Origin of the sequence: Kosakonia oryzendophytica (genome assembly GCF_027886705.1) — a bacterium.
Taxonomy (GTDB): domain Bacteria; phylum Pseudomonadota; class Gammaproteobacteria; order Enterobacterales; family Enterobacteriaceae; genus Kosakonia; species Kosakonia oryzendophytica.
In genome coordinates this window covers 4,571,072-4,594,341 of the sequence record NZ_CP115659.1, presented here as the reverse complement: position 1 = coordinate 4,594,341, position 23,270 = coordinate 4,571,072, and the positions used below count along the sequence as shown (strand labels likewise).

Genomic DNA, 23,270 nt, shown 5'->3' with positions numbered 1-23,270 from the left:
CGCATTAACGGCGCGCGACCTGTTTCTGGTAGCGCACCGGCGTAATGCCGTAACGATGGGTAAAGGCGCGGGTGAGATGCGACTGGTCGGTTAAACCGGTCGCCGCAGCGACATCGGCGGCGGGCATACCCTGCGAGAGAAATGCTTTGGCGCGCCACAGGCGGATCGCCATCAGCATTTGGTGCGGGGTGACGTGAAAATGGGCTTTGAACTGGCGCTGGAAGTGATACGGGCTGAGCGCGGCGACATTTGCCAGCGCATCCAGCGTCAGACTGTGCATATAGTTATCATGCAGGTAGTCGCGCACACGATCAAAACGGTGCGCCCCCTCAGCACGCTGCGGCGCATGATGTGCCAGTGGGCGGAAAGTGTCGATCAGATTCAGCAGGATCCCCTGTTGTGCCAGCGGATCGTCGGTATGCCAAAGCGTGTGGATCTGCGTGCAGATCAGCCGGGTACGCAAGGGATCGTGACGCGTCACATCGCTAAACCACCAGTGGCGGATGCCGGTAACCTGCTCCAGTAATGCTGGATCCAGATAGACCATGCGGTAACGCCAGCCGTCGGCGGTTTCCGCTTCGCCAGTATGCAGCTCATCGGGGTTCATGGTGACGACGGAGTTAGCCGGGGCGACATATTGCGTGCCGCGATAACGAAAACGCTCGGCCCCTGTTTCAATCGCGCCAATGCCGAAGGCTTCATGGGTGTGCGGTTCAAAGGCGTAACGGGAGATATGCGCGTGGTACAGCTCGACCCCTGGCAGTAAATCCAGATGACGAAAACGGGCGCAATCTCGCTTGTCGTTAAACTGTTCTGGTACGCCTTCCACTCCGGGTTCCTCCGCACAGGCCATCTCTCTATTATTAGGGATGACCTGGCGGGAGGCTACAAAAATTAACCAGTCTGTAACGTTTACAGCATGGCGTCGACGCTGTCGGCAATCGGTGTGGTCGGGCGACCAATCAGTTTGCTCAACGTTTTGCTGTCGTCAAACAGACCGCCTTTTGCTGCACCGGCATCGGAGTCCGCCAGCAGATTCGCAAACGCCTCCGGCAGGCCCACCTCTTTCAGTGCAGCGGCGAAATCGGCTTCACTCAGATTCTGATACACCACGTTTTTACCGCTCGCTTTGCTCAGCAGCGCCGCCAGTTCGCTTAACGTCCAGGCGGTATCGCCCGCCAGTTCGTAGATCTTGCCGGCATGGCCCTCTTCGCTGATCACGCGCGCCGCGGCGGCAGCATAATCCGCACGGGTTGCCGAGGCGATTTTGCCCTCTCCGGCCGCACCGATAAACACCCCGTGCGCCAGTGCAGCAGGCGCGCTGGCGAGGTAGTTTTCGCTGTACCAGCCATTACGCAGCAGCGCATAAGGAATGCCGGAATCAGCCAGCATCTTTTCAGTTTCGATGTGTTCAACATGCAGGCCTAGCGGGGAGGTATCCGCATGCAGCAGGCTGGTATAGGCGATAAATTTCACACCCGCTGCTTTGGCGGCATTGATCACATTACGGTGTTGTACGGCGCGCTGGCCGACTTCACTGCTGGAGATCAACAGCAGTTTATCTACGCCGACCAGCGCCTGAGTGAGCGCAGCCTGGTCGTTATAATCGGCCTGACGCACAAGGATGCCTTGTTGGCTGAGATAGTCGGCTTTCGCCGGGTTGCGAACAATCGCGACAATCTGTTTCGCCGCCACGGTTTTCAGCAGTTCTTCTACCACAAACTGGCCCAGTTGGCCGGTCGCGCCGGTAAGTGCGATCATGGGTATTCTCCTTCGATTTCGGTGAGTGTTGTGGTACGCTATCACCTTAGCTAACTTTTAGTAAGTACGTACAAAAAGGTAAGTATGAAAAAAGAATCTCTCCCCCTGACGCTGAGTGAGCAAGTGCGCAATGGCAACTTGTTTGCAGAGCAGTGTCCCTCCCGGGAAGTGCTCAAGCACGTGACCAGTCGCTGGGGTGTGTTGATCCTGATTGCGCTGCGCGATGGCACCCATCGTTTTAGCGATCTACGCCGCAAAATGGGCGGGGTCAGCGAGAAGATGCTGTCGCAGAGTTTGCAGTGGCTGGAACAGGATGGCTTTATCAACCGTGTCTCTTATCCGGTGGTGCCGCCGCATGTGGAGTATAGTCTGACCCCGCTTGGTGAGCAGGTGGGGGAGAAGGTTGCCGCGCTGGCGGACTGGATTGAACTGAATGTTCCACATGTGCTGGCGCACCATGCCCAACAGGTGGCGTAGCTGCGTGGATCGGATAAAACGGCCGCCACCATCCGGCCTGCGGTTCAGGCCGGACAGGGCACTGCTGTTATTGGCTTAAATTGACTTTATAGACAGCAAAACCGATCTCGTCATTTGCTACTTTTTCCATTGGATATTGCGCCTTGTCTTTGATAAACGCGGCGGCTTTATCCGTTGGCGCGGTTTCAAAACGGATATCCAGCTTACTGTCAGTATGAATGGGCGCCAGTCGCCAGTTATTATCCGCTGCCGGGTGGATTTCACCGGCGCGTTTGGATTCGTCACTGATCCACTTTGCCAGCACCGCACGGTTCTCGTCCGGCGAGGCGAACGCGATATGGCTATCGCCGGTTCCGGCAAACTTGCCGCCGTACGCGCGGTAGTTATTGGTCGCGACGAGGAAAACGGCGTTGGGATCGACAGGTTTGCCGTTGAATGTCAGATCCTTAATGCGTTCCGCCTGCGGATTGATGCTCTGGCATTCACCGTCATAGCGCGCCGGTTGCGTGACATCAATCTGGTAATTAACGCCGTCGATCACATCGAAGTTATAGGTCCGGAAACCGTCCCAGTTCAGCAGGCTTTGCGGCTTATCACTGTGCGGATCAATACGGTTAAACTGGCCTGCTGAGCACTCCAGCCACTCTTTCACCTCTTTACCGGTCGCTTTGACCACCACCAGTGTATTCGGGTAGAGATACAAATCTGCGGCGTTGCGGAACGTCAGTTGCCCTTTTTCCACTTCAACAAAACTGGCGGGATCGTTTTTACGTCCACCGGCTTTAAACGGTGCGGCGGCAGAGAGGACCGGCAGTTTCGCCAGATCCGGATCGCCCTGAATAAAGTGCTCAACATAGGCTTTCTGCGCATTGTTCACCACCTGCACGGTGGGATCGTCCTGCACCAGCGACAAATAGCTGTACATATTGTCGGCGGACTTGCCGATCGGTTTACCGACAAATTCGCGGGTGGCGTCATGATCGTGTTTCAGGATTGCCACCAGTTTGCTGTCTTCGCCGACCAACGCTTTTTTCGCCGCGGCATCGTAAATAGGCCGTGCTTCGGTTTTGGCGTCGGCAACCTGCCATTTACCGGCGTCATTGTTCATCACCAGATCGACGACCCCCAGATGATCGCCCCACATGCCAGGCATCACTGCCGGAATGCCGTTCAACGTGCCTTTGGTGATATCTGCGCCTTTAATGGCGGCAAACTCTTTACTTGGGAATACCGCGTGCGCATGACCAAACAGAATCGCATCGACGCCCGGTACCTGGCTGAGGTAGTAGACCGAGTTTTCCGCCATGGCCTGGTATGGTTCCGCCGACAAGCCTGAGTGGGCGACCACCACCACCAGATCTGCGCCTTTGGCACGCATCTCCGGTACATATTTACGGGCCGTTTCGGTGATGTCGTTGACGGTCACTTTGCCGCTCAGATTGGCTTTATCCCAGACCATGATTTGCGGAGGCACAAAACCGATATAGCCGATGCGCAGAGTATGTGCTTTGCCGTCTTTATCCTGAACCGCCGTCTCTTTAATCAGGTAGGGGGTGAATAACGGTTTTTTGCTTTTCGCATCAATGATATTGGCGTTTACGTAGGGGAATTTCGCCCCTGCGAGCGCTTTATGCAGGTAATCGAGACCGTAGTTGAATTCATGGTTACCCAGGTTGCCGACAGCGTAATCCAGGGTGTTCATTGCTTTATAGACCGGATGCACCTGACCCGCTTTCAGTCCCTTGGCCGCCATATAATCGCCGAGCGGGCTTCCCTGGATTAAGTCGCCGTTATCCACCAGCACGCTGTTTTTGACTTCCTGGCGGGCGGCGTTGATCAGGCTGGCGGTGCGCACCAGTCCGAATTTTTCCGTCGCACTGTCTTTGTAGTAATCAAAATCCATCATGTTGCTATGTAAATCAGTGGTTTCCAGGATCCGCAACTCCACCGTCGCGGCCTGGACGCTTGCCGCGATCAGCGTGGCAAGAAGCGTTACACTAAACTTAATCATCAGAGGCATCCTTTTTCGATCTGGGCCACAAAAGAAAGTGTTATGTACATTTTGTTGCTTACAGAATTGTGAATACTGCCATAAAAGCGGGTAAAGAAAACGCAATCACTATCACAGATGGCAGATTCCGGCGTGATGCGATATAAGTAAAACAACGAGTTACAAACCACTGAACAGACAAGAGGTGGATAATGTTAGATGCAATTTGCCGGCTCGCGCGGGAAGCGGGCGACGCCATTATGCAGGTTTACGATGGGCACAAACCGATGGATGTCACCAGTAAGGTGGATGACTCCCCGGTCACCGCAGCGGATATTGCGGCGCACCAGGTGATTGTGCGCGGCTTGCAGGCCTTGACGCCAGACATTCCAGTGTTGTCGGAAGAAGATCCACCGGGTTGGGAAACGCGCCAGACATGGCAGCGCTACTGGCTGGTGGATCCGCTGGATGGCACGAAAGAGTTCATTAAGCGTAACGGTGAGTTTACCGTGAATATCGCCCTGATTGACCAGGGTAAACCGGTCATGGGCGTGGTTTACGCACCGGTGCTGAAAGTGATGTATTACGCCGCTGACGGGAAAGCGTGGAAAGATGAAGCGGGCAATCACCATCAAATTCAGGTGCGCGACGCCCGGCCACCGCTGGTGGTCGTCAGCCGTTCTCATGCGGATGATGAACTGAAAGAGTACCTGCACCAGTTAGGTGAGCACCAGACCACGGCGATCGGCTCCTCGCTGAAATTCTGCCTGGTGGCGGAAGGTAAAGCTCAACTGTACCCGCGTTTCGGGCCGACTAACGTATGGGATACGGCCGCAGGTCACGCAGTTGCGGTGGCTGCCGGGGCGCACGTTAACGACTGGCAGGGGCGTTCGCTGGATTACACCCCCCGCGAGTCCTTCCTCAACCCCGGCTTCCGGGTTTTTATTTACTGAGCAGCGTGTGCAGCAGGGCAATGACCTGCTGCACTTCTTGCTGGCTCAGCCCGCCATCTTTTGCGTACGCCACGCGCCCGTCTTTATCAAGTACGACAATCGCCGAGCTTTCCTCTTCCAGTTGCCAGGCTTTACGCGCCACACCGTCACTATCAACAATGAATTGTGACCACGGGTAGAGTTTCTTATTGCTCTCGATGCTGCTGCGCACGAACATGGCGCTGCCGGGAATGGCGTCATCGGTATTGATGATGGTGGTGGTCTGGTAACGATCGTGCGGCAGGTTGGCGGTTTTGATGGCTTCAATCAGCGCGGCGTTCTTCTCTTTGGCAGAGGTCCGACCGGCAATATGTTGCACAACCCGCACTTTGCCAGGAAGCTGGGCGCTATTCCATTTTTTATAGCTAAACTTGTCATTATCCAGTATCAACTCCCCTCTGTCGGCTATGCCCACAGGCGGCACACGCTGGTTGTTTTCAAAGTTATGGGCTGAAGCAACCAGCGGCAGTAACAGGCATGTCGCTGCCAGAATCTTACGTAGGGTCATGGTTTTTCCTTGTGTTTATGCAGGTGATCCGACCACTTAAGTGGTCATTTTAATCATATGTGCGATCAATCCGTTTTTCCCGCAATCAGGATGCCAGTTTGCGTGTGGACGCACATATCCGCACAAAAATGTGGATTTATACTGCATAGCGAAACGCACTGAAAAGAAAATTCTGAATAATTGTCATCAAAAGGTAAATAAACTTATACACACTATGTATCAGTGCGGTTCTGAACTATAGTCACTGAGCATTAAATTTGCGCTCATCAACGCTGGTCCGATTGTGGTACCGCAAGGGCGTAATGCTTTACAGGAGATAAAAGAATGAAAATTTTCCAGCGTTACAATCCACTTCAGGTGGCCAAGTACGTGAAAATCCTGTTCCGTGGACGGTTGTATATCAAGGATGTTGGCGCTTTCGAGTTTGACAAAGGCAAGATCCTGGTCCCGAAAGTGAAAGACAAGCAGCACCTGTCTGTGATGTCTGAAGTCAACCGTCAGGTTATGCGTCTGCAAACTGAGATGGCTTAACCAGTCGTGCTATGCAGTAGTTTAAGTACTATAAAAAAACGGCCCCGATGGGGCCGTTGACATTTTAGCGACGCGTCACGCTGCACCTTTCTCTTCCGCATCCGGCAGCTTTGGCGTGAGCAGCGTTGTACGCGTGTCGACACGCGTCACCAGCAGCTGATCGATTCGGTAGTTATCAATATCCACCACCTCGAACTTATAGCCCGAGAACTTCACTGCATCGGTGCGTTTCGGGATTTTACGCAGCATAAACATCATAAAACCGCCGATGGTTTCATAGTTGCCCGACTGCGGGAACTCATCGATATCAAGCACGCGCATGACGTCGTCAATAGGTGTACCGCCGTCAATCAGCCATGAGTTTTCATCACGGGCGACGATCATCTCTTCCACCTGGCCGACCAGGTCGCCCATCAGCGTGGTCATCACATCGTTAAGGGTGATAACTCCCACCACCAGTGCGTATTCATTCATGATAACGGCGAAGTCTTCCCCGGCAGTTTTAAAGCTTTCCAGCGCTTCGGAGAGGGTCAGCGTGTCCGGCACAATCAACGTGTTGCGGATCTGCACGCCGCTGTTGAGCGCCATGCTCTGATTCGCCAGTACGCGGTTAAGCAGATCTTTCGAATCCACATAGCCAACAACGTGGTCGATATCGTCGTTACAGACCAGAAATTTCGAGTGCGGATGCTCCGCGACCTTGTTTTTCAGGCTCTGCTCATCTTCGTGTAGATCGAACCAAATCACGTTTTCACGGGAGGTCATGGAAGAAGGGACGGTGCGCGATTCCAGCTCAAACACGTTCTCGATCAGTTCATGTTCCTGCTTACGCAGCACGCCAGCCAGCGCGCCCGCTTCAACCACCGCGTAAATATCGTCAGAGGTGATGTCATCTTTACGCGCCATCGGCAGTTTAAAGATGCGGAAGATGACATTTGCCAGGCCGTTAAAGAACCAGACCAGCGGACGGAAAACGAATAAACAGAAGCGCATCGGGTTGATGATACGCAAAGCCACAGCTTCGGGCGCAATCATACCGATGCGTTTCGGCGTCAGATCGGCAAACAGGATGAACATCCCGGTGACCAGCGAGAAGGAGATGATAAAGCTGAGCTGTTCGGCAAGTTCCGGAGAAACCACCCTGACCAGCAAGCTGTAAAACGCCGGAGAGAAGGCGGCATCGCCGACGATACCGCCAAGAATGGCGACAGCGTTAAGACCGATTTGCACCACGGTAAAGAAGGTACCGGGGTTTTCCTGCATCTTCAGGATGCGTTGTGCATTGATGCTGCCTTCATCGGCCAGCAACTTAAGTTTAATTTTTCTCGATGCGGCAAGCGAGATCTCGGATAACGAGAAAAACGCACTTACTGCGATGAGACAGAGTATGACTAAAATACTGTTTAACATAATTTATCCAGCCATTGACCGGATCCTCGGAAGGGTTTTTGAATATCCATGTGGTAAACACAATGAAAGCCGGCCCGAAGCGGTGGACCGGCAATTTCGAGAGCTAGTATAGCGTAAGCGTGTTACAGGCTACCAGCGGCTTAGTTTTTGCCCATTTTTATGGCGTATTTCCGCAAAATATTAAGGGTTAAGCTGCGGCGGCAGACAAACGCCAATACCGCCGATGCCGCAGTAACCATAAGGGTTTTTATGCAGGTACTGCTGGTGATCATCTTCCGCATAGTAGAACGGCGTGGCGGTTTTGATTTCGGTCGTGACCTGGCGATCGTCTCCGGCGCTGCGCATCGCGGACTGAAAACGCTCAAGGCTGGCGTGGGCAGCGTCGTTTTGCTCCGGCGTCAGCGGGTAGATCGCCGAGCGGTACTGGGTGCCGTGGTCGTTACCCTGGCGCATGCCCTGTGCCGGATCGTGATTTTCCCAGAACACCTGCAGCAACTGTTCGTAACTCACCACCTTCGGATCGTACACCACGCGCACGGCTTCAGCGTGGCCGGTCTGCCCACTACACACTTCACGGTAGGTAGGATTCGGTGTAAAGCCGCCGGTATATCCTGCCGCGGTGCTGTACACGCCCGGTAATTGCCAGAACAGGCGTTCAACGCCCCAGAAACACCCCATGGCGAACAGGGCAATCTCCATGTTTTCCGGAACATGGGTCATTGAATGCCCGTTAACGGCATGTAAACTGGCGACTGGCATCGGTGTATTGCGTCCGGGTAATGCATCCGATTGAGAAACAAGCTCTTTTTTATCAAACAGACTCACGGTGGAACCTCCCGGCGGGTCAAATTGCGGTTAAGGTTGTAACGGTGCGCGTGTTTTAACACAATAAGCACCATAAACAGACTAAATTTAAACATAAGAAATTTTGGGGTAGTCGTCCGTTTTTCAACCCATATTTTGGGTTTTTATCGGCTTGTGTTCCGCCACATTAGGCGGAGCAGGGCTTAGCGCGGAGCTGCGCTTACGTTTCCTTCCAGGGGTGGGAACAAGGATATTCAGGAGAGAACGTGCCAAAAATCCGTCTTTTATGTTTTGCCGGTTTGTTGCTGGCGAGCGAAACGGCTTTCGCCGCCAATGTGCGATTGCAACTGGAGGGGCTGACCGGAGCGCTGCAAAAAAATGTGCGAGCCCAGTTATCGACGATCCAGAGTGATGAAGTTACGCCTGACAGACGTTTTCAGGCACGCGTGGATGACGCCATTCGCGAAGGATTAAAAGCGTTAGGCTATTACGAACCTACCATTGATTTTGAACTGCGCCCGCCGCCGGAAAAGGGGCGACAGGTGCTGATCGCGCGGGTTTCGCCAGGCGAACCTGTACGGATTGGCGGCACCGATGTGATCCTGCGCGGCGGCGCGCGTACTGACAGTGACTACCTCGATTTACTCAAAACACGCCCGGCCAACGGCACGGTGCTCAATCACAGCGACTATGACGGCTTTAAAAAAAGCCTCACTAACGTCGCGCTGCGTAAAGGCTACTTTGATAGCCAGTTCAATAAGAGCCAGTTGGGCATCGCCCTCGACAGGCATCAGGCATTCTGGGACATCGACTATGACAGCGGCCAGCGCTACCGGTTTGGCGCGGTAACATTTGAAGGGTCGCAAATCCGCGACGAGTATCTGCAACATCTGGTGCCTTTTCACCAGGGCGATTATTACCAGACCAAAGACCTGGCGGAACTGAACCGACGTCTGTCTGCTACCGGCTGGTTTAAATCGGTGGTGGTAGCGCCGGAGTTTGATAAAGCGCGGAAAACCAAAGTACTGCCGCTGAAGGGCGTGGTCTCGCCACGTACGGAAAACACCATTGAAACCGGGGTGGGGTACTCCACGGATGTGGGACCGCGTGTGAAAGCCACGTGGAAAAAGCCGTGGATGAACAGCTACGGTCACAGTCTGACTACCAGCATGAGCGTCTCCGCGCCAGAGCAGCAACTGGATTTCAGCTATAAGATGCCGCTGCTGAAAAATCCGCTTGAACAATACTACCTGGTGCAGGGCGGTTTTAAGCGCACTGACCTGAACGATACGCAAGCCGACTCCACAACACTGGCGCTTTCTCGCTACTGGGATCTCTCCAGTGGCTGGCAGCGCGCCATTAACCTGCGCTGGAGCCTTGACCACTTTACGCAAGCCAGCGTCACCAATACCACCATGTTGCTCTACCCAGGCGTGATGATCAGCCGCACCCGTTCTCGCGGTGGCCTGATGCCGACCTGGGGCGACTCTCAGCGCTATTCGGTGGATTATTCCAACACCGCATGGGGATCGGATGTCGACTTCCTCGTCATGCAGGCGCAAAACGTCTGGATCCGCACGCTCTACGATCGCCACCGTTTTGTGGTGCGCGGCAACCTGGGGTGGATCGAGACCGGCGACTTTGATCGTGTACCACCGGATCTGCGCTTCTTCGCCGGGGGCGATCGCAGCATCCGTGGTTACAAATACAAATCCATCGCGCCAAAAGATGATGATGGCAAGCTGATCGGTGCCTCAAAACTGGCGACTGGCTCGCTGGAGTATCAGTACAACGTCACCGGGAAATGGTGGGGCGCGGCGTTTATTGACAGCGGCGAAGCGGTCAGCGATATCCGCCGGAGCGACATTAAAACCGGCGCGGGTGTTGGCGTGCGCTGGCAATCGCCTGTCGGGCCAATCAAACTCGATTTCGCCGTTCCGGTCGGCGACAAAGAGGAACATGGGGTGCAGTTTTACATCGGTCTGGGGCCAGAATTATGAGTTTATGGAAGAAAATCAGCCTCGGCGTACTGATGTTTATTCTGCTGGTGCTGGGGACGGTCGCCTTTCTGGTGGGAACCACCAGCGGGCTTCATCTGCTGTTTAAGGCGGCGAACCGCTGGGTGCCGGGGCTGCACATTAGTCAGGTCACGGGCGGCTGGCGCGATCTGACGCTGAAAAATCTGCGTTACGAGCAGCCCGGTGTAGCGGTGAACGCCGGGGAGATCCACCTGGCAGTGAATCTGGGGTGTCTGCGTAGCAGTAGCTTGTGCATCAACGATCTGTCGTTGAAAGAGATCAACGTGGCGATCGACAGTAAAAAGATGCCGCCAGCCGCTCCTGTGCAGGAAGAGGAGAGCGGGCCGCTGAACCTCTCTACGCCGTACCCGATTACGCTCAGCCGGGTGGCGCTGAACAATGTAAATATCAACATTGACGATACGACCGTCTCGGTGATGAATTTCAGTTCCGGGCTGAGCTGGGAAGAGAAAAACCTGACGCTGAAGCCCACCTCATTGCAAGGGCTGCTGATTGCGCTGCCGAAAGTGGCGCAGGTGGCGCAGGAAGAGGTGGTTGAACCGAAAATCCACAATCCGCAGCCTCAGGAGAAGCCGCTCGGCGAAACGCTGAAAGCGCTGTTTGCCAAACCCCTGTTACCGGAAATGACCGATGTGCATTTGCCGCTCAATCTCAATATTGAGTCGTTTCGCGGCGAGCAACTGCGACTCACTGGCGACACGGATATTCTGGTGCGTAGCCTGCTGCTGAAAGTGAGCAGCCTTGACGGGCAAATGACACTTGATGCGCTGGATATCGACTCGAACCAGGGGCAGGTGAGCGCGACAGGCCGCGCACAGTTGCGTGATAACTGGCCGGTGGATTTTACGCTTAACAGCACGTTGAATGTGGATCCGCTAAAAGGCGAAAAAGTGAAGCTGCACGTTGGCGGTGACGTGCGCCAACAACTCAATATGGATGTGAACCTCTCCGGTCCGGTGGACGTGACGCTGCGGGCGCAAACGCAACTGGCGCAGGCCGGTTTGCCGCTGGAGGTTGCGGTGACCAGTAAGCAACTCTACTGGCCGTTTACCGGCGAGAAACAGTATCAGGCAGATGACGTCTCGCTGACGCTGACCGGCAAGATGACCGACTACACGCTGGCGTTCCGTACCGCGGTGAAAGGGCAGGATCTGCCACCCGCCACCATCCGGCTTGATGCAAAAGGCAATGAGCAGCAAATCAGCCTCGATAAGCTGACCCTCGCGGCGTTGGAAGGAACCACTGAGTTAACGGCGCTGCTGGACTGGCAGCAGGCGATCAGCTGGCGTGGCGAACTGGCGTTGAACGGGATTGATACGGCAAAAGCTTTTCCGGCATGGCCGTCAAAACTGAATGGCCTGATCAAAACGCGCGGTAGCCTGTACGGCGGTAGCTGGCAGTTGGATGTACCGGAGCTGAAGCTGAACGGTAATGTGAAAAACAACAAGGTGAAGGTCGACGGGCAACTGAAAGGCAATAGCTATTTACAGTGGACCATTCCCGGTTTGCATCTGGAGTTGGGGCGCAACAGTGCGGATATCAAAGGCGAACTGGGGGTAAAAGATCTCAATCTTGACGCCAATATTGATGCGCCAGGCCTGGATAACGCACTGCCAGGACTTGGGGGGACGGCCAAAGGCGTCGTGAAAATTCGCGGCACGGTCGATGCGCCGCAAGCGCTGGCGGACATCACGGCCAATAATCTGCGCTGGCAGGATCTTTCCGTTGCTCGCGTGCGGGTCGACGGGGATGTGAAATCCAGCGATCACATCGCCGGGAAGCTCACTGTGCGCGTGGAGCGTATTGCACAGCCGGGTGTCAACCTGGGCCTGGTAACGCTGGCGGCTGAAGGGAGCGAAAAACAACACACCTTACAGTTGCGTGTACAGGGGGAGCCGGTTTCCGGGCAACTGGATCTGGCGGGGAGTTTCGATCGCCAGGCGCAGCGCTGGAAAGGCTCGCTCAGTAATACGCGCTTTGCCACCCCGGTAGGGCCATGGTCGATCAACCGGCCGATTACCCTGGATTACCGGAACCAGGAGCAGAAAATTGCCATAGGCCAGCACTGCTGGCTTAACCCCAACGCCGAGCTTTGCGTGCCGCAACCGATTGATGCCGGCGCGGAAGGGCACGCGCTGGTGAACCTTAATCGTTTTGACCTGGCCATGCTGAAGCCTTTTATGCCGGAGACCACCCAGGCGAGCGGTGTGTTCAGTGGCAAAGCGGATGTGAGCTGGGACACGACAAAAGCCGGGCTGCCGCAGGGGCAGGTTACGCTTGTCGGGCGTAACGTGAAAGTGACGCAGGTGGTGAACGATGCGCCGTTGCCAGTAGCGTTTGATACCCTGAACCTGAACGCCCAACTGCGTAACGACCGCGCCGATCTCGGCTGGCTGATTCGGCTGACCAACAACGGGCAGTTTGATGGTCAGGTGCAGGTAACCGATCCGCAAGGGCGACGTAATCTGGGCGGCAACGTTAATATCCGCAACGTCTCGCTGGCGATGGCCAATGCCATCTTCAGCCGGGGTGAAAAGGCGGCGGGTACGCTGAACGCCAATTTGCGACTGGGCGGAAACGCGCAGAACCCGCAGTTGTTCGGGCAACTGGGATTGAACGGACTGGATGTCGAAGGCAACTTTATGCCGTTCGAGATGCAGCCCAGTCAGTTGGCGATCAATTTCAACGGTACACGCTCCGTGCTTCAGGGCGTGGTGCGCACCGGCCAGGGGCAGATTAACCTCAGCGGCGATGCAGACTGGACCCAGATGAACAACTGGCGCGCGCGGGTGGCGGCGAAGGGCAGTAAAGTGCGCATTACCGTACCGCCAATGGTGCGGCTGGATGTGTCGCCGGATGTGGTGTTTGAAGCCACACCCAGTCTGTTTACGCTTAACGGCAGTGTGGATGTGCCGTGGGCACGCATCGTGGTGCATGACGTGCCGGAAAGCGCGGTCGGCGTCTCTGGTGATGAGGTAATGCTTAACGATCAACTGAAACCTGAGAAACCGCAAAGCGCCTCGATCCCGATTAACAGTAATCTGGTTATCCACGTTGGCAACAATGTGCGTCTGAATGCGTTTGGCCTCAAAGCACGGCTGACCGGCGACCTGAAAGTGGCGCAGGATAAGCAAGGGTTGGGGCTTAACGGGCAGATCACGATCCCGGAAGGGCGTTTCCACGCTTATGGTCAGGATTTGATTGTGCGTAAAGGGGAACTGCTGTTCTCCGGTCCGCCGGACCAGCCCTTGCTGAATATTGAGGCGATCCGTAACCCGGATGCGACGGAAAATGATGTTATTGCCGGGGTTCGTGTGACCGGGACAGCCGATGAACCCAAAGCGGAGATCTTCTCCGATCCGGCGATGTCGCAGCAAGAAGCGCTCTCCTACCTGCTTCGTGGGCAGGGTCTGGACAGTGAACAGAGCGATAGCGCCGCAATGACCTCAATGCTTGTAGGCCTGGGGGTTGCACAAAGTGGGCAGGTTGTGGGTAAAATCGGCGAGACGTTTGGCGTAAGCAATCTGGCGCTGGATACTCAGGGGGTAGGCGATGCCTCCCAGGTAGTGGTCAGTGGCTACGTGCTGCCGGGTCTGCAGGTAAAATATGGCGTCGGAATTTTTGACTCACTGGCGACTCTCACGTTACGTTATCGCCTGATGCCTAAGCTGTATCTTGAAGCGGTGTCTGGCGTAGATCAGGCACTTGATTTGCTCTATCAGTTTGAGTTTTAGCAATGCGAATATTTGTCTACGGCAGTTTACGAAGCAAACAAGGCAACAGCCACTGGATGACCAATGCACAGTGGCTGGGGGATTTTTGCGTCGAAAATCATCAGCTGTTTAGTCTGGGGCATTACCCGGGTGCGGTACCGGGCGAAGGAAGCGTACAGGGCGAAGTGTATCGCATCGATGCGGCAACGCTCGGTGAGCTGGATGCACTGCGCACCGCTGGCGGCGAATATAAACGCCAGTTGATCCAGACGCCGTATGGCAGCGCCTGGATGTATGTGTATCAACGTTCGGTTGAAGGCAAGACTTTTATCGAAAGTGGTAACTGGCTCGACAGAGATAAGTACCAGTAATCGTTGTTCTCAGAGAACCGCGCCGCAGGGCGCGGTTTTTTTATGCGTGATTGCCCGCACCGATGTTCATCCGTAACGCTTTAGCTTCATGACATCAGGCCATGCTGGGGCGAAAAAAAACCTCTGCACCGCATAAACGGTCAGAGGTTTTTCAGAAAAAATGGATTACTTCTTCGCAGCGCGTTCGAAAGAGGCAACGATTTCCGCTTTAGCGGCTTCGGCGTTGTCCCAACCGTCAACTTTCACCCATTTGCCTTTTTCGAGGTCTTTGTAGTGCTCGAAGAAGTGGGTGATCTGTGCTTTCAGCAGTTCCGGCAGGTCGTTCACATCTTTGATGTGATCGTACTCTTTGCTCAGTTTGGTATGCGGAACGGCAACCAGTTTCGCATCTTCACCGGATTCGTCCGTCATTTTCAGCACGCCAACCGGGCGGCAACGAATCACAGAACCCGGCTGCAGCGGGTACGGGGTCGGAACCAGCACGTCTACCGGGTCACCATCCAGAGAGAGGGTGTGGTTGATGTAACCGTAGTTGCACGGGTAGAACATCGCGGTGGACATAAAGCGGTCAACAAACAGCGCGCCGCTGTCTTTGTCCACTTCGTATTTGATCGGATCTGCGTTAGCCGGAATTTCGATAACGACGTAGATATCTTCTGGCAGATCTTTACCCGCCGGAACGTTCAGTAAGCTCATGTTTGTTTCCTTTAAAATGTGTGGCAAACAAGTGCCGGGTATTATAGCCAACTGGTGGCGAATGTCTTCGCCTGTTTTAATTTCCTCACATTTTCTACACGGTTTTTAGCATCTTTTTGTGACCATTTTGTCCATAACTGTAGCAGCATACTGAATAATATTTTGTAAGCGATTACAGTGAAATCTTCGCTACGTTTCAGGGCAGTAAATTTCTGCAATTTCAATGGATAATTGAGGTGCGTTAAAACGCCCCTTTTCGCGCGCCAGATCGCAACTGCCTCACAACAATTCATTCACTTTTCCGATTTGTGATGTAACGCATTTTGTTACATTTCCGATTGTCTATAGTTTTCCCCGCAGGTGAAGTTGTAGCCAACAATAACCCTACGAGGATGCTCTTATGTGGAAGCGCTTACTTCTTGTCACAGCAGTTTCGGCAGCCATGTCGTCTATGGCGATGGCCGCCCCGTTAACCGTAGGATTTTCGCAGGTTGGATCCGAATCCGGCTGGCGAGCCGCTGAAACCAACGTTGCGAAAAGCGAAGCCAGCAAGCGCGGCATTACGCTGAAAATCGCTGACGGTCAGCAAAAACAGGAAAACCAGATCAAAGCGGTGCGTTCGTTCATCGCTCAGGGCGTGGATGCCATCTTTATCGCTCCGGTGGTGGCAACGGGCTGGGAACCGGTATTGAAAGAGGCGAAAGACGCACAGATTCCGGTTTTCCTTCTCGATCGCTCCATTGATGTGAAAGACAAATCGCTCTATATGACCACCGTCACCGCTGACAACGTGCTGGAAGGCAAGCTGATTGGCGACTGGCTGGTGAAAACCGTGGCCGGTAAACCTTGTAACGTCGTTGAACTGCAAGGCACCGTCGGCGCAAGCGTCGCGATCGATCGTAAGAAAGGTTTTGCGGAAGCCATCTCCAAAGCCTCTAACATCAAAATCATTCGCTCTCAGTCCGGTGACTTTACCCGCAGTAAAGGTAAAGAGGTGATGGAGAGCTTTATCAAGGCGGAAAACAACGGCAAAAACATCTGTATGGTTTACGCCCACAACGATGACATGGTGATCGGTGCGATTCAGGCGATTAAAGAAGCGGGCCTGAAACCGGGCAAAGACATTCTTACCGGTTCTATCGATGGTGTACCGGACATCTACAAAGCGATGATCGATGGTGAAGCTAACGCCAGCGTAGAGTTGACGCCGAACATGGCAGGCCCGGCATTCGATGCGCTGGAAAAATTCAAAAAAGATGGCACCCAGCCGCCGAAGCTGACCATTACCAAATCGACGCTCTATCTGCCAGACACGGCAAAAGAAGAGTTAGAGAAAAAGAAAAACATGGGTTACTAACCCGCTCTCCACCGAGGAGAGTTCTGATAACCCTCTCCCCGCCGGGGAGAGGGCAGGATGAGGGGAAAACCCTGTGATCGTCCGGGAAATACCGTGAAGTGGAGAGGACCATGACCGACGAAGCACACCAGGAGATTTTGCGAACCGAGGGCTTAAGTAAATTCTTTCCCGGCGTAAAAGCGCTTGATAACGTCGATTTTAGCCTGCGTCGCGGCGAAATCATGGCCTTACTCGGGGAGAACGGCGCGGGGAAATCCACGCTGATTAAGGCCCTGACCGGGGTCTACCACGCTGATAAAGGCACTATCTGGCTGGAAGGCCAGGAAATCCGCCCGAAAAATACCGCCCACGCTCAGCAACTGGGTATCGGGACGGTTTACCAGGAAGTCAATCTGCTGCCCAATATGTCGGTGGCGGATAATCTGTTTATTGGCCGCGAACCGCGGCGTTTTGGTTTGCTACGTCGCAAAGAGATGGAAACACGCGCCACTGCGTTGATGGAATCCTACGGTTTCTCGCTGGATGTGCGCGAGCCGCTCAACCGCTACTCCGTGGCGATGCAGCAGATTGTGGCAATCTGCCGTGCAATCGATCTGTCGGCGAAAGTGTTGATCCTCGACGAACCCACCGCCAGTCTCGACACGCAGGAAGTGGAAATGCTGTTTACCCTGATGCGCCAGCTCAGCGCCCAGGGCGTCAGCCTGATTTTTGTTACGCACTTTCTCGACCAGGTCTACGAAGTCAGCGACCGCATTACCGTACTGCGCAACGGTGGTTTTGTCGGTTGCCGTCCTACCAGTGAACTGCCGCAAATCGAGCTGGTGAAAATGATGCTGGGGCGTGAACTGGACAGCAACGCGCTGCAACGCGCCGGCCGCACGCTCCTGAGCGAAAAACCGGTAGCGGCGTTTGAGGGCTTTGGTAAGAAAGGTGTCATTTCCCCCTTTAATCTTGAGGTGCGCCCAGGCGAAATTGTCGGTCTGGCCGGGTTGCTCGGCTCCGGGCGTACCGAAACCGCCGAGGTCATCTTCGGCATCAAACCAGCCGACAGCGGGAGCGCCACCATCAAAGGCAAACCGCAAACGCTGCGCTCACCGCATCAGGCGTCGTGCCTGGGCATTGGTTTTTGCCCGGAAGATCGTAAAACGGACGGCATTATCGCCGCCGCATCGGTCCGGGAAAATATTGTGCTGGCGCTACAGGCGCAGCGCGGCTGGTTGCGTCCCATTGCCCGTAAAGAGCAGAACGCCATCGCCGAACGTTTTATTCGCCAGCTTGGCATTCGTACCCCCAGCGCCGAGCAGCCTATTGAGTTCCTCTCCGGGGGAAATCAGCAAAAAGTGTTGCTCTCACGCTGGCTGCTGACCCGACCGCAATTCCTGATCCTTGATGAGCCGACGCGCGGCATTGATGTTGGCGCTCACGCCGAGATCATTCGCCTGATCGAAACCCTGTGCGCCGATGGTCTGGCGCTGCTGGTGATATCGTCAGAACTGGAAGAGCTGGTGGGCTATGCGGATCGGGTGATTATCATGCGCGATCGCAAACAGGTGGCGGAGATCCCGCTCGCTGAACTGTCGGTCCCGGCGATCATGAATGCCATTGCGGCATAAGGAGTAGAGTGTGATGCCTCAATCTCTTGGGAAAACCGGGGCGCCCAGGCGGCGTGTTAACTGGCCAACCGGCACGCCGCAACTGATAGCCCTGCTGCTGGTGCTGTTGGTGGACAGCCTCGTCGCGCCCCATTTCTACCAGGTGGTACTGCAAGATGGTCGCCTGTTTGGTAGCCCTATTGATATTCTTAACCGCGCCGCGCCGGTCGCACTGCTGGCGATCGGCATGACACTGGTCATCGCGACGGGCGGGATTGACCTGTCCGTAGGCGCGGTGATGGCCATTGCAGGCGCAACAGCCGCGTCAATGACCGTCTCCGGACACAGCCTGCCAGTGGTGTTACTGGCCGCGCTGGGAACCGGCGTCCTGGCCGGTTTGTGGAACGGTATACTGGTGGCGGTGCTGAAAATTCAGCCTTTTGTCGCCACGCTAATCCTGATGGTCGCGGGACGTGGTGTGGCACAGTTGATTACCTCCGGACAAATCGTCACGTTTAACGCCCCGTCACTGGCCTGGCTCGGCAGTGGTTCCCTGCTGCTGTTTCCGACGCCGGTCATTATCGCGCTGGTCACGCTGTTGTTGTTCTGGTTGTTCACCCGCAAAACCGCGCTCGGTATGTTTATCGAAGCGGTGGGGATTAACATTCGCGCGGCGAAAAACGCCGGGGTGAATACCCGCACGGTAGTGATGCTGACCTATGTGCTGAGCGGTGTATGTGCGGCGATAGCCGGGGTGATTGTCACGGCGGACATTCGCGGTGCTGACGCCAACAACGCCGGGTTGTGGCTGGAACTGGATGCGATCCTCGCGGTGGTGATTGGCGGGGGATCATTAATGGGCGGGCGTTTTAACCTTGTGCTGTCGGTAGTCGGCGCATTGATTATTCAGGGGATGAATACCGGGATTCTGCTCTCCGGTTTCCAGCCAGAACTCAACCAGGTGGTGAAAGCGGTCGTGGTGATGTGCGTGTTGATTGTGCAGTCTCCGCGCTTTATCGCGATGATTAAAGGAGTGCGCGGTCATGATAAAACGTAACTTACCGCTGATGATCACGTTGGGCGTCTTCGTGCTCGGCTATCTCTACTGTCTGACGCAGTTTCCGGGGTTCGCCTCCACGCGTGTGATTTGCAACATACTGACAGATAACGCCTTTCTCGGCATTATCGCCGTGGGCATGACGTTTGTGATCCTCTCCGGCGGTATCGATTTGTCCGTCGGGTCGGTCATCGCCTTCACCGGCGTATTTCTGGCGAAAGCCATTGGCGACTGGGGCATCTCGCCGCTGATAGCTTTTCCGCTCATTTTGATTCTGGGCTGTGCGTTTGGCGCTTTTATGGGGTTGCTGATTGATGCGCTAAAAATTCCTGCTTTTATCATCACCCTTGCCGGGATGTTTTTCCTGCGCGGGGTCAGTTACCTGCTGTCGGAAGAGTCGATTCCTATCAACCACCCGGTTTACGACACGCTCTCAAGCCTGGCCTGGAGAATTCCCGGCGGCGGCCGACTGAGTGCCATGGGATTGTTGATGCTTGGCGTGGTAGTGATCGGCATTTTCGTCGCTCACCGTACCCGCTTCGGTAACCAGGTTTACGCCATTGGCGGCAATGCCACTTCGGCGAACCTGATGGGCATCTCCACTCGCAGCACTACCATTCGCATTTATATGCTCTCCACCGGTCTGGCAACACTGGCGGGCATTGTCTTCTCCATCTATACCCAGGCGGGCTACGCGCTGGCGGGTGTCGGCGTTGAGCTGGACGCCATTGCGTCGGTGGTGATTGGCGGCACGCTATTAAGCGGCGGTGTGGGGACGGTGCTGGGAACGTTGTTTGGTGTGGCGATTCAGGGGCTGATTCAAACCTATATCAACTTTGACGGCACGCTCAGCTCGTGGTGGACAAAAATTGCCATTGGCATTCTGTTGTTTATTTTTATCGCGTTGCAACGTGGACTTACCGTGCTGTGGGAGAACCGACAGAGCTCTCCTGTTACACGAGTTAGCACAAACGCTACAAAATAATAACACACTGAAATCTTTATTTTTTCCTAAAGTAATTCCGTTAGCAGTCGATAACTGACGAATGGGCTTAATTTACGCCAAAAAGTATCACTGCTACCGGAATTCACATCATGCTTAAAACGCTTTCGATCCGTACTGGTTTACTTTCGTTGTTGGCTGTTATGACTCTCCTCCTGCTGCTGGTGAGCGGCATTGGAGTGTATGCACTGAATAAAAGTTCCTCATCGCTGGAGCGTATCAGTCTGTTGCAGGGCGAGAAGATGGCGCGCCTGAGCGAAGGCTATACCCAGATCTTGCGCGCCCGTAATGAAGCAGGCCAGGCCGTGCGTATGATGGAAGTCGGCTTGCTGGATGACGCGGCAAAATCGGTCAAGATGATTAACGCCGAAATCACCGAAGGCGAAAAATCCCTCACCAGTGTGATCAACGCAGGCGTCGAGGATGAAAAAGGCGCAGCGCTGTTGGCGCAGGTAGCGAAAAGCTACGGCGACTACGTCAGTCAGGGTATTACGCCGATGCAGGATGCGCTGAACAAACAGAGCGCCGACACCTATTATGAGCTGCTGGAAAGCAAGCTGATCCCTATCTCCCGTCAGTTCGACACGGATATGCAGGCTTTCCAGGTCTGGGGCGAAGCGCGCGGCAAAGCGGAAGTGACCGCCGTTCAGAGCAGCAAAAACGTGGTTATGATGCTGATTATGGTCGTGGCGCTGTTGGTAGCGGGCATTATCGTGCTGGCCTGGCTGGCGCTGCGTCATATGCTGCTCAAACCCCTGGAAACCTCTATACAGCAGCTTGAGCATGTGGCCGCTGGTGATTTGACGTCGACGACCACCGGGGCTGCCAGCGTCGAGTTCAACCGGCTTAATGCCGCAATTGAAGAGATGCGCCAGTCACTGGTCGATTCGGTGACGCGTGTGCGCGACGCCAGTTCGCAAATTGATACCGGCAGTCGTGAACTGGCCGCTGGCAACGTCGATCTCTCCCAGCGAACCGAGTCCACCGCGACATCGCTTGAGCAGACCGCCGCCAGCATGGAGCAAATCACCGCCACGGTGAAACTGAATGCCGACAACGCGGAGCAGGCGCATAAACTGGCACAGACCGTCTCCGATACCGCCGATCGCGGCAGCGAAATGGTTTGCTATGTCATTGAAAAAATGCGTGACATTTCCGGAAGCTCCGATCGTATCGCTGATATTCTTAGCGTTATCGACGCCATCGCTTTCCAGACCAATATTCTTGCGCTGAACGCCGCTGTTGAAGCTGCTCGTGCCGGGGAGCAAGGCCGCGGTTTCGCCGTGGTCGCGGGTGAAGTGCGTAACCTTGCCAGCCGCAGCGCCGAATCGGCGAAGGAGATCCGCGCGCTGATCAGCAGTTCGCAGGCGCACGTGTCTGAAGGCAGCGATCTGGCGATGCAGGCTGGCGAAACAATGGACGAAATCGCAGAAGAAGTGTTGCGAATGACCAAACTGATGCGCGAAATCGCTAATGCATCGCAGGAACAGAGCCGCGGTATTGAGCAGGTCAATATTGCCGTCAGCCAGATGGATGAAACGGCACAACAAAATGCGGCGTTAGTACAACAATCTTCTGCAGCCACGCGTTCGCTTGAAGAACAATCACGTGAATTGTTGCAGGCGATGGCGTCGTTCCGCCTGCAACCTCAGGAATAGATCAGCAAAGAAAAACGCACATTTGTGCGCTAAAAAAAACGCCACATAACGTGGCGTTTTCTCTTCTTTCCGGCATTACGCGTCCGGGAATTCACGCATATAGCGTTCAACATCGTCCACCATATGCTCATTGCCGACGAAGAACGGACGGCGCTGGTGCAGGCTTTCCGGCTGAATGTCCAGAATACGTACTTTACCGTCGCTGGCTTTACCGCCCGCCTGCTCGGCGAGGAAGGCCATCGGGTTGCATTCGTACAGCAGACGCAGTTTCCCTTCCGGGTGGCTGGCGGTGCTTGGGTAGAGGTAAATCCCACCCTTCAGCAAGTTACGGTGGAAATCTGCCACCAGAGAACCGATATAGCGCGTGGTATAAGGGCGGTTTGTCGCCTTATCTTCTTCCTGACAGAACTTCAGGTATTTTTTCACGCCCAGCGGGAATTTGATGTAGTTGCCTTCGTTGATGGAGTACGTGTTGCCACGCTCCGGGAAGCGCATACGTTCCTGGCACAGGCAGAAGACGCCCAGCGACGGATCGTATGTGAAAGCGTGAACGCCGCAGCCCGTGGTGTAAACCAGCATGGTTGAAGAACCATACACCACGTAACCGGCGGCAACCTGTTTGTTGCCCGGCTGCAGGAAGTCTTCCATGGTGACCGGCGTGCCTACCGGCGTAATACGGCGGTAGATAGAGAAAATGGTCCCGACAGAGACGTTAACGTCGATGTTGGAAGAGCCATCCAGAGGATCCATCAGCACCACGTATTTGGCGTGCTCGCAACCTTCGAAAACGACAATTTCGTCTTCTTCTTCAGAGGCGATGCCTGCCACGATATCGCGGGCGCGGAGTGCAGCTTTCAGTTTTTCATTGGCGAACAGGTCGAGTTTTTGTTGCTCCTCACCCTGTACGTTTTCAGCACCGCTGGCACCCAGGATATCGACCAGACCGGCCTTATTGATATCGCGATGAATGATCTTGGCGCCCAGTTTTATTGCCGACAGCAAAGCAGTCAGTTCACCCGTTGCATGCGAGAACTCATGCTGCTTTTCGACAATAAATTCACCTAACGTTTTCATAACACTTTCCCTGCATTTTTAATATGGAGTAAAGCGATTGTAGCCTGTGGTTTTCAGGTTGCCTGGCACAGCAAGTTCCGGATATTAAACAGCTCGCACCGTAACAGCCAGAGCTTTCGCAAACGAAAACGCAGGATACGTACAACTATACTAACAAAGATTAAAAACTTCGCGCACAGGTGAATCGCGCCAGCTCTATACGGATTATCCTGAAATGCATTTCTCTGACGTTAAACA

19 protein-coding genes are annotated in these 23,270 nt (G+C 54.7%); 11 read left to right on the top strand and 8 right to left on the bottom strand.

Annotation, left to right across the window (positions count from 1 at the left end):
• Positions 1-4 precede the first annotated feature (4 nt).
• Together O9K67_RS22140 and O9K67_RS22135 are read right to left on the bottom strand one after the other, a co-directional pair.
• Positions 5-829 carry an AraC family transcriptional regulator gene (locus O9K67_RS22140; protein WP_061498366.1) on the bottom strand — a complete coding sequence of 275 codons (825 nt, stop codon included), beginning with the start codon at positions 827-829 and terminating at the stop codon, positions 5-7.
• Positions 830-912: 83 nt separating this feature from the next.
• Entirely contained in the window at positions 913-1,761 is an 849-nt protein-coding gene (locus O9K67_RS22135; RefSeq protein WP_061498363.1) for an SDR family oxidoreductase, read from the bottom strand.
• A gap of 84 nt (positions 1,762-1,845) precedes the next feature.
• Between O9K67_RS22135 and O9K67_RS22130 the strand changes: the two genes are divergently transcribed.
• The gene (locus O9K67_RS22130; RefSeq protein ID WP_061498360.1) at positions 1,846-2,238 is read left to right on the top strand and encodes a winged helix-turn-helix transcriptional regulator; all 393 of its coding nucleotides are present in this window, start codon (positions 1,846-1,848) and stop codon (positions 2,236-2,238) included.
• Between the two features lie 67 nt (positions 2,239-2,305).
• Here O9K67_RS22130 and O9K67_RS22125 read toward each other — a convergent pair whose 3' ends face one another.
• A complete protein-coding gene (locus O9K67_RS22125; protein WP_088237279.1) occupies positions 2,306-4,249 on the bottom strand; it encodes a bifunctional 2',3'-cyclic-nucleotide 2'-phosphodiesterase/3'-nucleotidase in 1,944 nt (647 codons plus the stop codon).
• A gap of 191 nt (positions 4,250-4,440) precedes the next feature.
• On the opposite strand from O9K67_RS22125, the gene cysQ reads away from it, so the two are divergent.
• The gene (gene cysQ / locus O9K67_RS22120; RefSeq protein WP_061498356.1) at positions 4,441-5,181 is read left to right on the top strand and encodes a 3'(2'),5'-bisphosphate nucleotidase CysQ; all 741 of its coding nucleotides are present in this window, start codon (positions 4,441-4,443) and stop codon (positions 5,179-5,181) included.
• Here the strand turns inward: cysQ and O9K67_RS22115 are convergent.
• Entirely contained in the window at positions 5,171-5,728 is a 558-nt protein-coding gene (locus tag O9K67_RS22115) for a YtfJ family protein (protein WP_061498354.1), read from the bottom strand. The two genes, cysQ and O9K67_RS22115, sit on opposite strands and share 11 nt — an antisense overlap.
• A gap of 324 nt (positions 5,729-6,052) precedes the next feature.
• Between O9K67_RS22115 and O9K67_RS22110 the strand changes: the two genes are divergently transcribed.
• The gene (locus O9K67_RS22110; RefSeq protein ID WP_008501430.1) at positions 6,053-6,259 is read left to right on the top strand and encodes a DUF1107 domain-containing protein; all 207 of its coding nucleotides are present in this window, start codon (positions 6,053-6,055) and stop codon (positions 6,257-6,259) included.
• 75 nt (positions 6,260-6,334) lie between these two features.
• Here O9K67_RS22110 and O9K67_RS22105 read toward each other — a convergent pair whose 3' ends face one another.
• A complete protein-coding gene (locus O9K67_RS22105) occupies positions 6,335-7,669 on the bottom strand; it encodes a hemolysin family protein (RefSeq protein WP_061498351.1) in 1,335 nt (444 codons plus the stop codon).
• A gap of 180 nt (positions 7,670-7,849) precedes the next feature.
• Positions 7,850-8,494, bottom strand: coding sequence for a peptide-methionine (S)-S-oxide reductase MsrA (gene msrA, locus O9K67_RS22100; RefSeq protein ID WP_061498348.1), 645 nt, complete (start codon positions 8,492-8,494; stop codon positions 7,850-7,852).
• Positions 8,495-8,739: 245 nt separating this feature from the next.
• Between msrA and tamA the strand changes: the two genes are divergently transcribed.
• From tamA to O9K67_RS22085, 3 genes are read left to right on the top strand one after another with little or no spacing between them, the layout of a single operon-like run.
• Positions 8,740-10,473 carry an autotransporter assembly complex protein TamA gene (tamA, locus tag O9K67_RS22095; RefSeq protein WP_061498345.1) on the top strand — a complete coding sequence of 578 codons (1,734 nt, stop codon included), beginning with the start codon at positions 8,740-8,742 and terminating at the stop codon, positions 10,471-10,473.
• Entirely contained in the window at positions 10,470-14,246 is a 3,777-nt protein-coding gene (gene tamB, locus O9K67_RS22090; RefSeq protein WP_061498343.1) for an autotransporter assembly complex protein TamB, read from the top strand. Before tamA ends, tamB begins: the two co-directional genes overlap by 4 nt.
• 2 nt (positions 14,247-14,248) lie before the next feature.
• On the top strand, positions 14,249-14,596 hold the full coding sequence (locus O9K67_RS22085; RefSeq protein WP_061498339.1) for a gamma-glutamylcyclotransferase family protein: 348 nt from the start codon (positions 14,249-14,251) through the stop codon (positions 14,594-14,596).
• A 165-nt stretch (positions 14,597-14,761) separates the two neighbouring features.
• Here the strand turns inward: O9K67_RS22085 and ppa are convergent, their stop codons facing one another.
• The gene (gene ppa / locus O9K67_RS22080; protein WP_061498336.1) at positions 14,762-15,292 is read right to left on the bottom strand and encodes an inorganic diphosphatase; all 531 of its coding nucleotides are present in this window, start codon (positions 15,290-15,292) and stop codon (positions 14,762-14,764) included.
• A 400-nt stretch (positions 15,293-15,692) separates the two neighbouring features.
• On the opposite strand from ppa, the gene ytfQ reads away from it, so the two are divergent.
• The 5 genes from ytfQ to O9K67_RS22055 all read left to right on the top strand — a co-directional run bounded on the left by ytfQ (position 15,693) and on the right by O9K67_RS22055 (position 21,959).
• The gene (ytfQ, locus tag O9K67_RS22075; protein ID WP_061498330.1) at positions 15,693-16,649 is read left to right on the top strand and encodes a galactofuranose ABC transporter substrate-binding protein YtfQ; all 957 of its coding nucleotides are present in this window, start codon (positions 15,693-15,695) and stop codon (positions 16,647-16,649) included.
• A gap of 110 nt (positions 16,650-16,759) precedes the next feature.
• On the top strand, positions 16,760-18,262 hold the full coding sequence (gene ytfR, locus O9K67_RS22070) for a galactofuranose ABC transporter, ATP-binding protein YtfR (RefSeq protein ID WP_061498326.1): 1,503 nt from the start codon (positions 16,760-16,762) through the stop codon (positions 18,260-18,262).
• A gap of 10 nt (positions 18,263-18,272) precedes the next feature.
• Positions 18,273-19,298 carry a galactofuranose ABC transporter, ATP-binding protein YtfT gene (gene ytfT / locus O9K67_RS22065; protein WP_271044623.1) on the top strand — a complete coding sequence of 342 codons (1,026 nt, stop codon included), beginning with the start codon at positions 18,273-18,275 and terminating at the stop codon, positions 19,296-19,298.
• Positions 19,285-20,283, top strand: a complete 999-nt coding sequence (gene yjfF, locus O9K67_RS22060) for a galactofuranose ABC transporter, permease protein YjfF (protein ID WP_061498321.1) — start codon at positions 19,285-19,287, stop codon at positions 20,281-20,283. Before ytfT ends, yjfF begins: the two co-directional genes overlap by 14 nt.
• 110 nt (positions 20,284-20,393) lie before the next feature.
• The gene (locus O9K67_RS22055; protein ID WP_061498318.1) at positions 20,394-21,959 is read left to right on the top strand and encodes a methyl-accepting chemotaxis protein; all 1,566 of its coding nucleotides are present in this window, start codon (positions 20,394-20,396) and stop codon (positions 21,957-21,959) included.
• Positions 21,960-22,034: 75 nt separating this feature from the next.
• Here the strand turns inward: O9K67_RS22055 and fbp are convergent, their stop codons facing one another.
• The gene (gene fbp, locus O9K67_RS22050; RefSeq protein ID WP_061498315.1) at positions 22,035-23,033 is read right to left on the bottom strand and encodes a class 1 fructose-bisphosphatase; all 999 of its coding nucleotides are present in this window, start codon (positions 23,031-23,033) and stop codon (positions 22,035-22,037) included.
• Positions 23,034-23,270 lie beyond the last annotated feature (237 nt).

Coding starts and splice junctions, on each gene's coding strand:
- tamB (WP_061498343.1), top strand. CDS start 10,470: ATGAGTTTATGGAAGAAAATCAGCCTCGGCGTACTGATGTTTATTCTG.
- ytfQ (WP_061498330.1), top strand. CDS start 15,693: ATGTGGAAGCGCTTACTTCTTGTCACAGCAGTTTCGGCAGCCATGTCG.
- O9K67_RS22085 (WP_061498339.1), top strand. CDS start 14,249: ATGCGAATATTTGTCTACGGCAGTTTACGAAGCAAACAAGGCAACAGC.
- O9K67_RS22115 (WP_061498354.1), bottom strand. CDS start 5,728: ATGACCCTACGTAAGATTCTGGCAGCGACATGCCTGTTACTGCCGCTG.
- fbp (WP_061498315.1), bottom strand. CDS start 23,033: ATGAAAACGTTAGGTGAATTTATTGTCGAAAAGCAGCATGAGTTCTCG.
- O9K67_RS22125 (WP_088237279.1), bottom strand. CDS start 4,249: ATGATTAAGTTTAGTGTAACGCTTCTTGCCACGCTGATCGCGGCAAGC.
- ppa (WP_061498336.1), bottom strand. CDS start 15,292: ATGAGCTTACTGAACGTTCCGGCGGGTAAAGATCTGCCAGAAGATATC.
- cysQ (WP_061498356.1), top strand. CDS start 4,441: ATGTTAGATGCAATTTGCCGGCTCGCGCGGGAAGCGGGCGACGCCATT.
- O9K67_RS22130 (WP_061498360.1), top strand. CDS start 1,846: ATGAAAAAAGAATCTCTCCCCCTGACGCTGAGTGAGCAAGTGCGCAAT.
- O9K67_RS22110 (WP_008501430.1), top strand. CDS start 6,053: ATGAAAATTTTCCAGCGTTACAATCCACTTCAGGTGGCCAAGTACGTG.
- O9K67_RS22055 (WP_061498318.1), top strand. CDS start 20,394: ATGCTTAAAACGCTTTCGATCCGTACTGGTTTACTTTCGTTGTTGGCT.
- O9K67_RS22135 (WP_061498363.1), bottom strand. CDS start 1,761: ATGATCGCACTTACCGGCGCGACCGGCCAACTGGGCCAGTTTGTGGTA.
- ytfR (WP_061498326.1), top strand. CDS start 16,760: ATGACCGACGAAGCACACCAGGAGATTTTGCGAACCGAGGGCTTAAGT.
- O9K67_RS22105 (WP_061498351.1), bottom strand. CDS start 7,669: ATGTTAAACAGTATTTTAGTCATACTCTGTCTCATCGCAGTAAGTGCG.
- yjfF (WP_061498321.1), top strand. CDS start 19,285: ATGATAAAACGTAACTTACCGCTGATGATCACGTTGGGCGTCTTCGTG.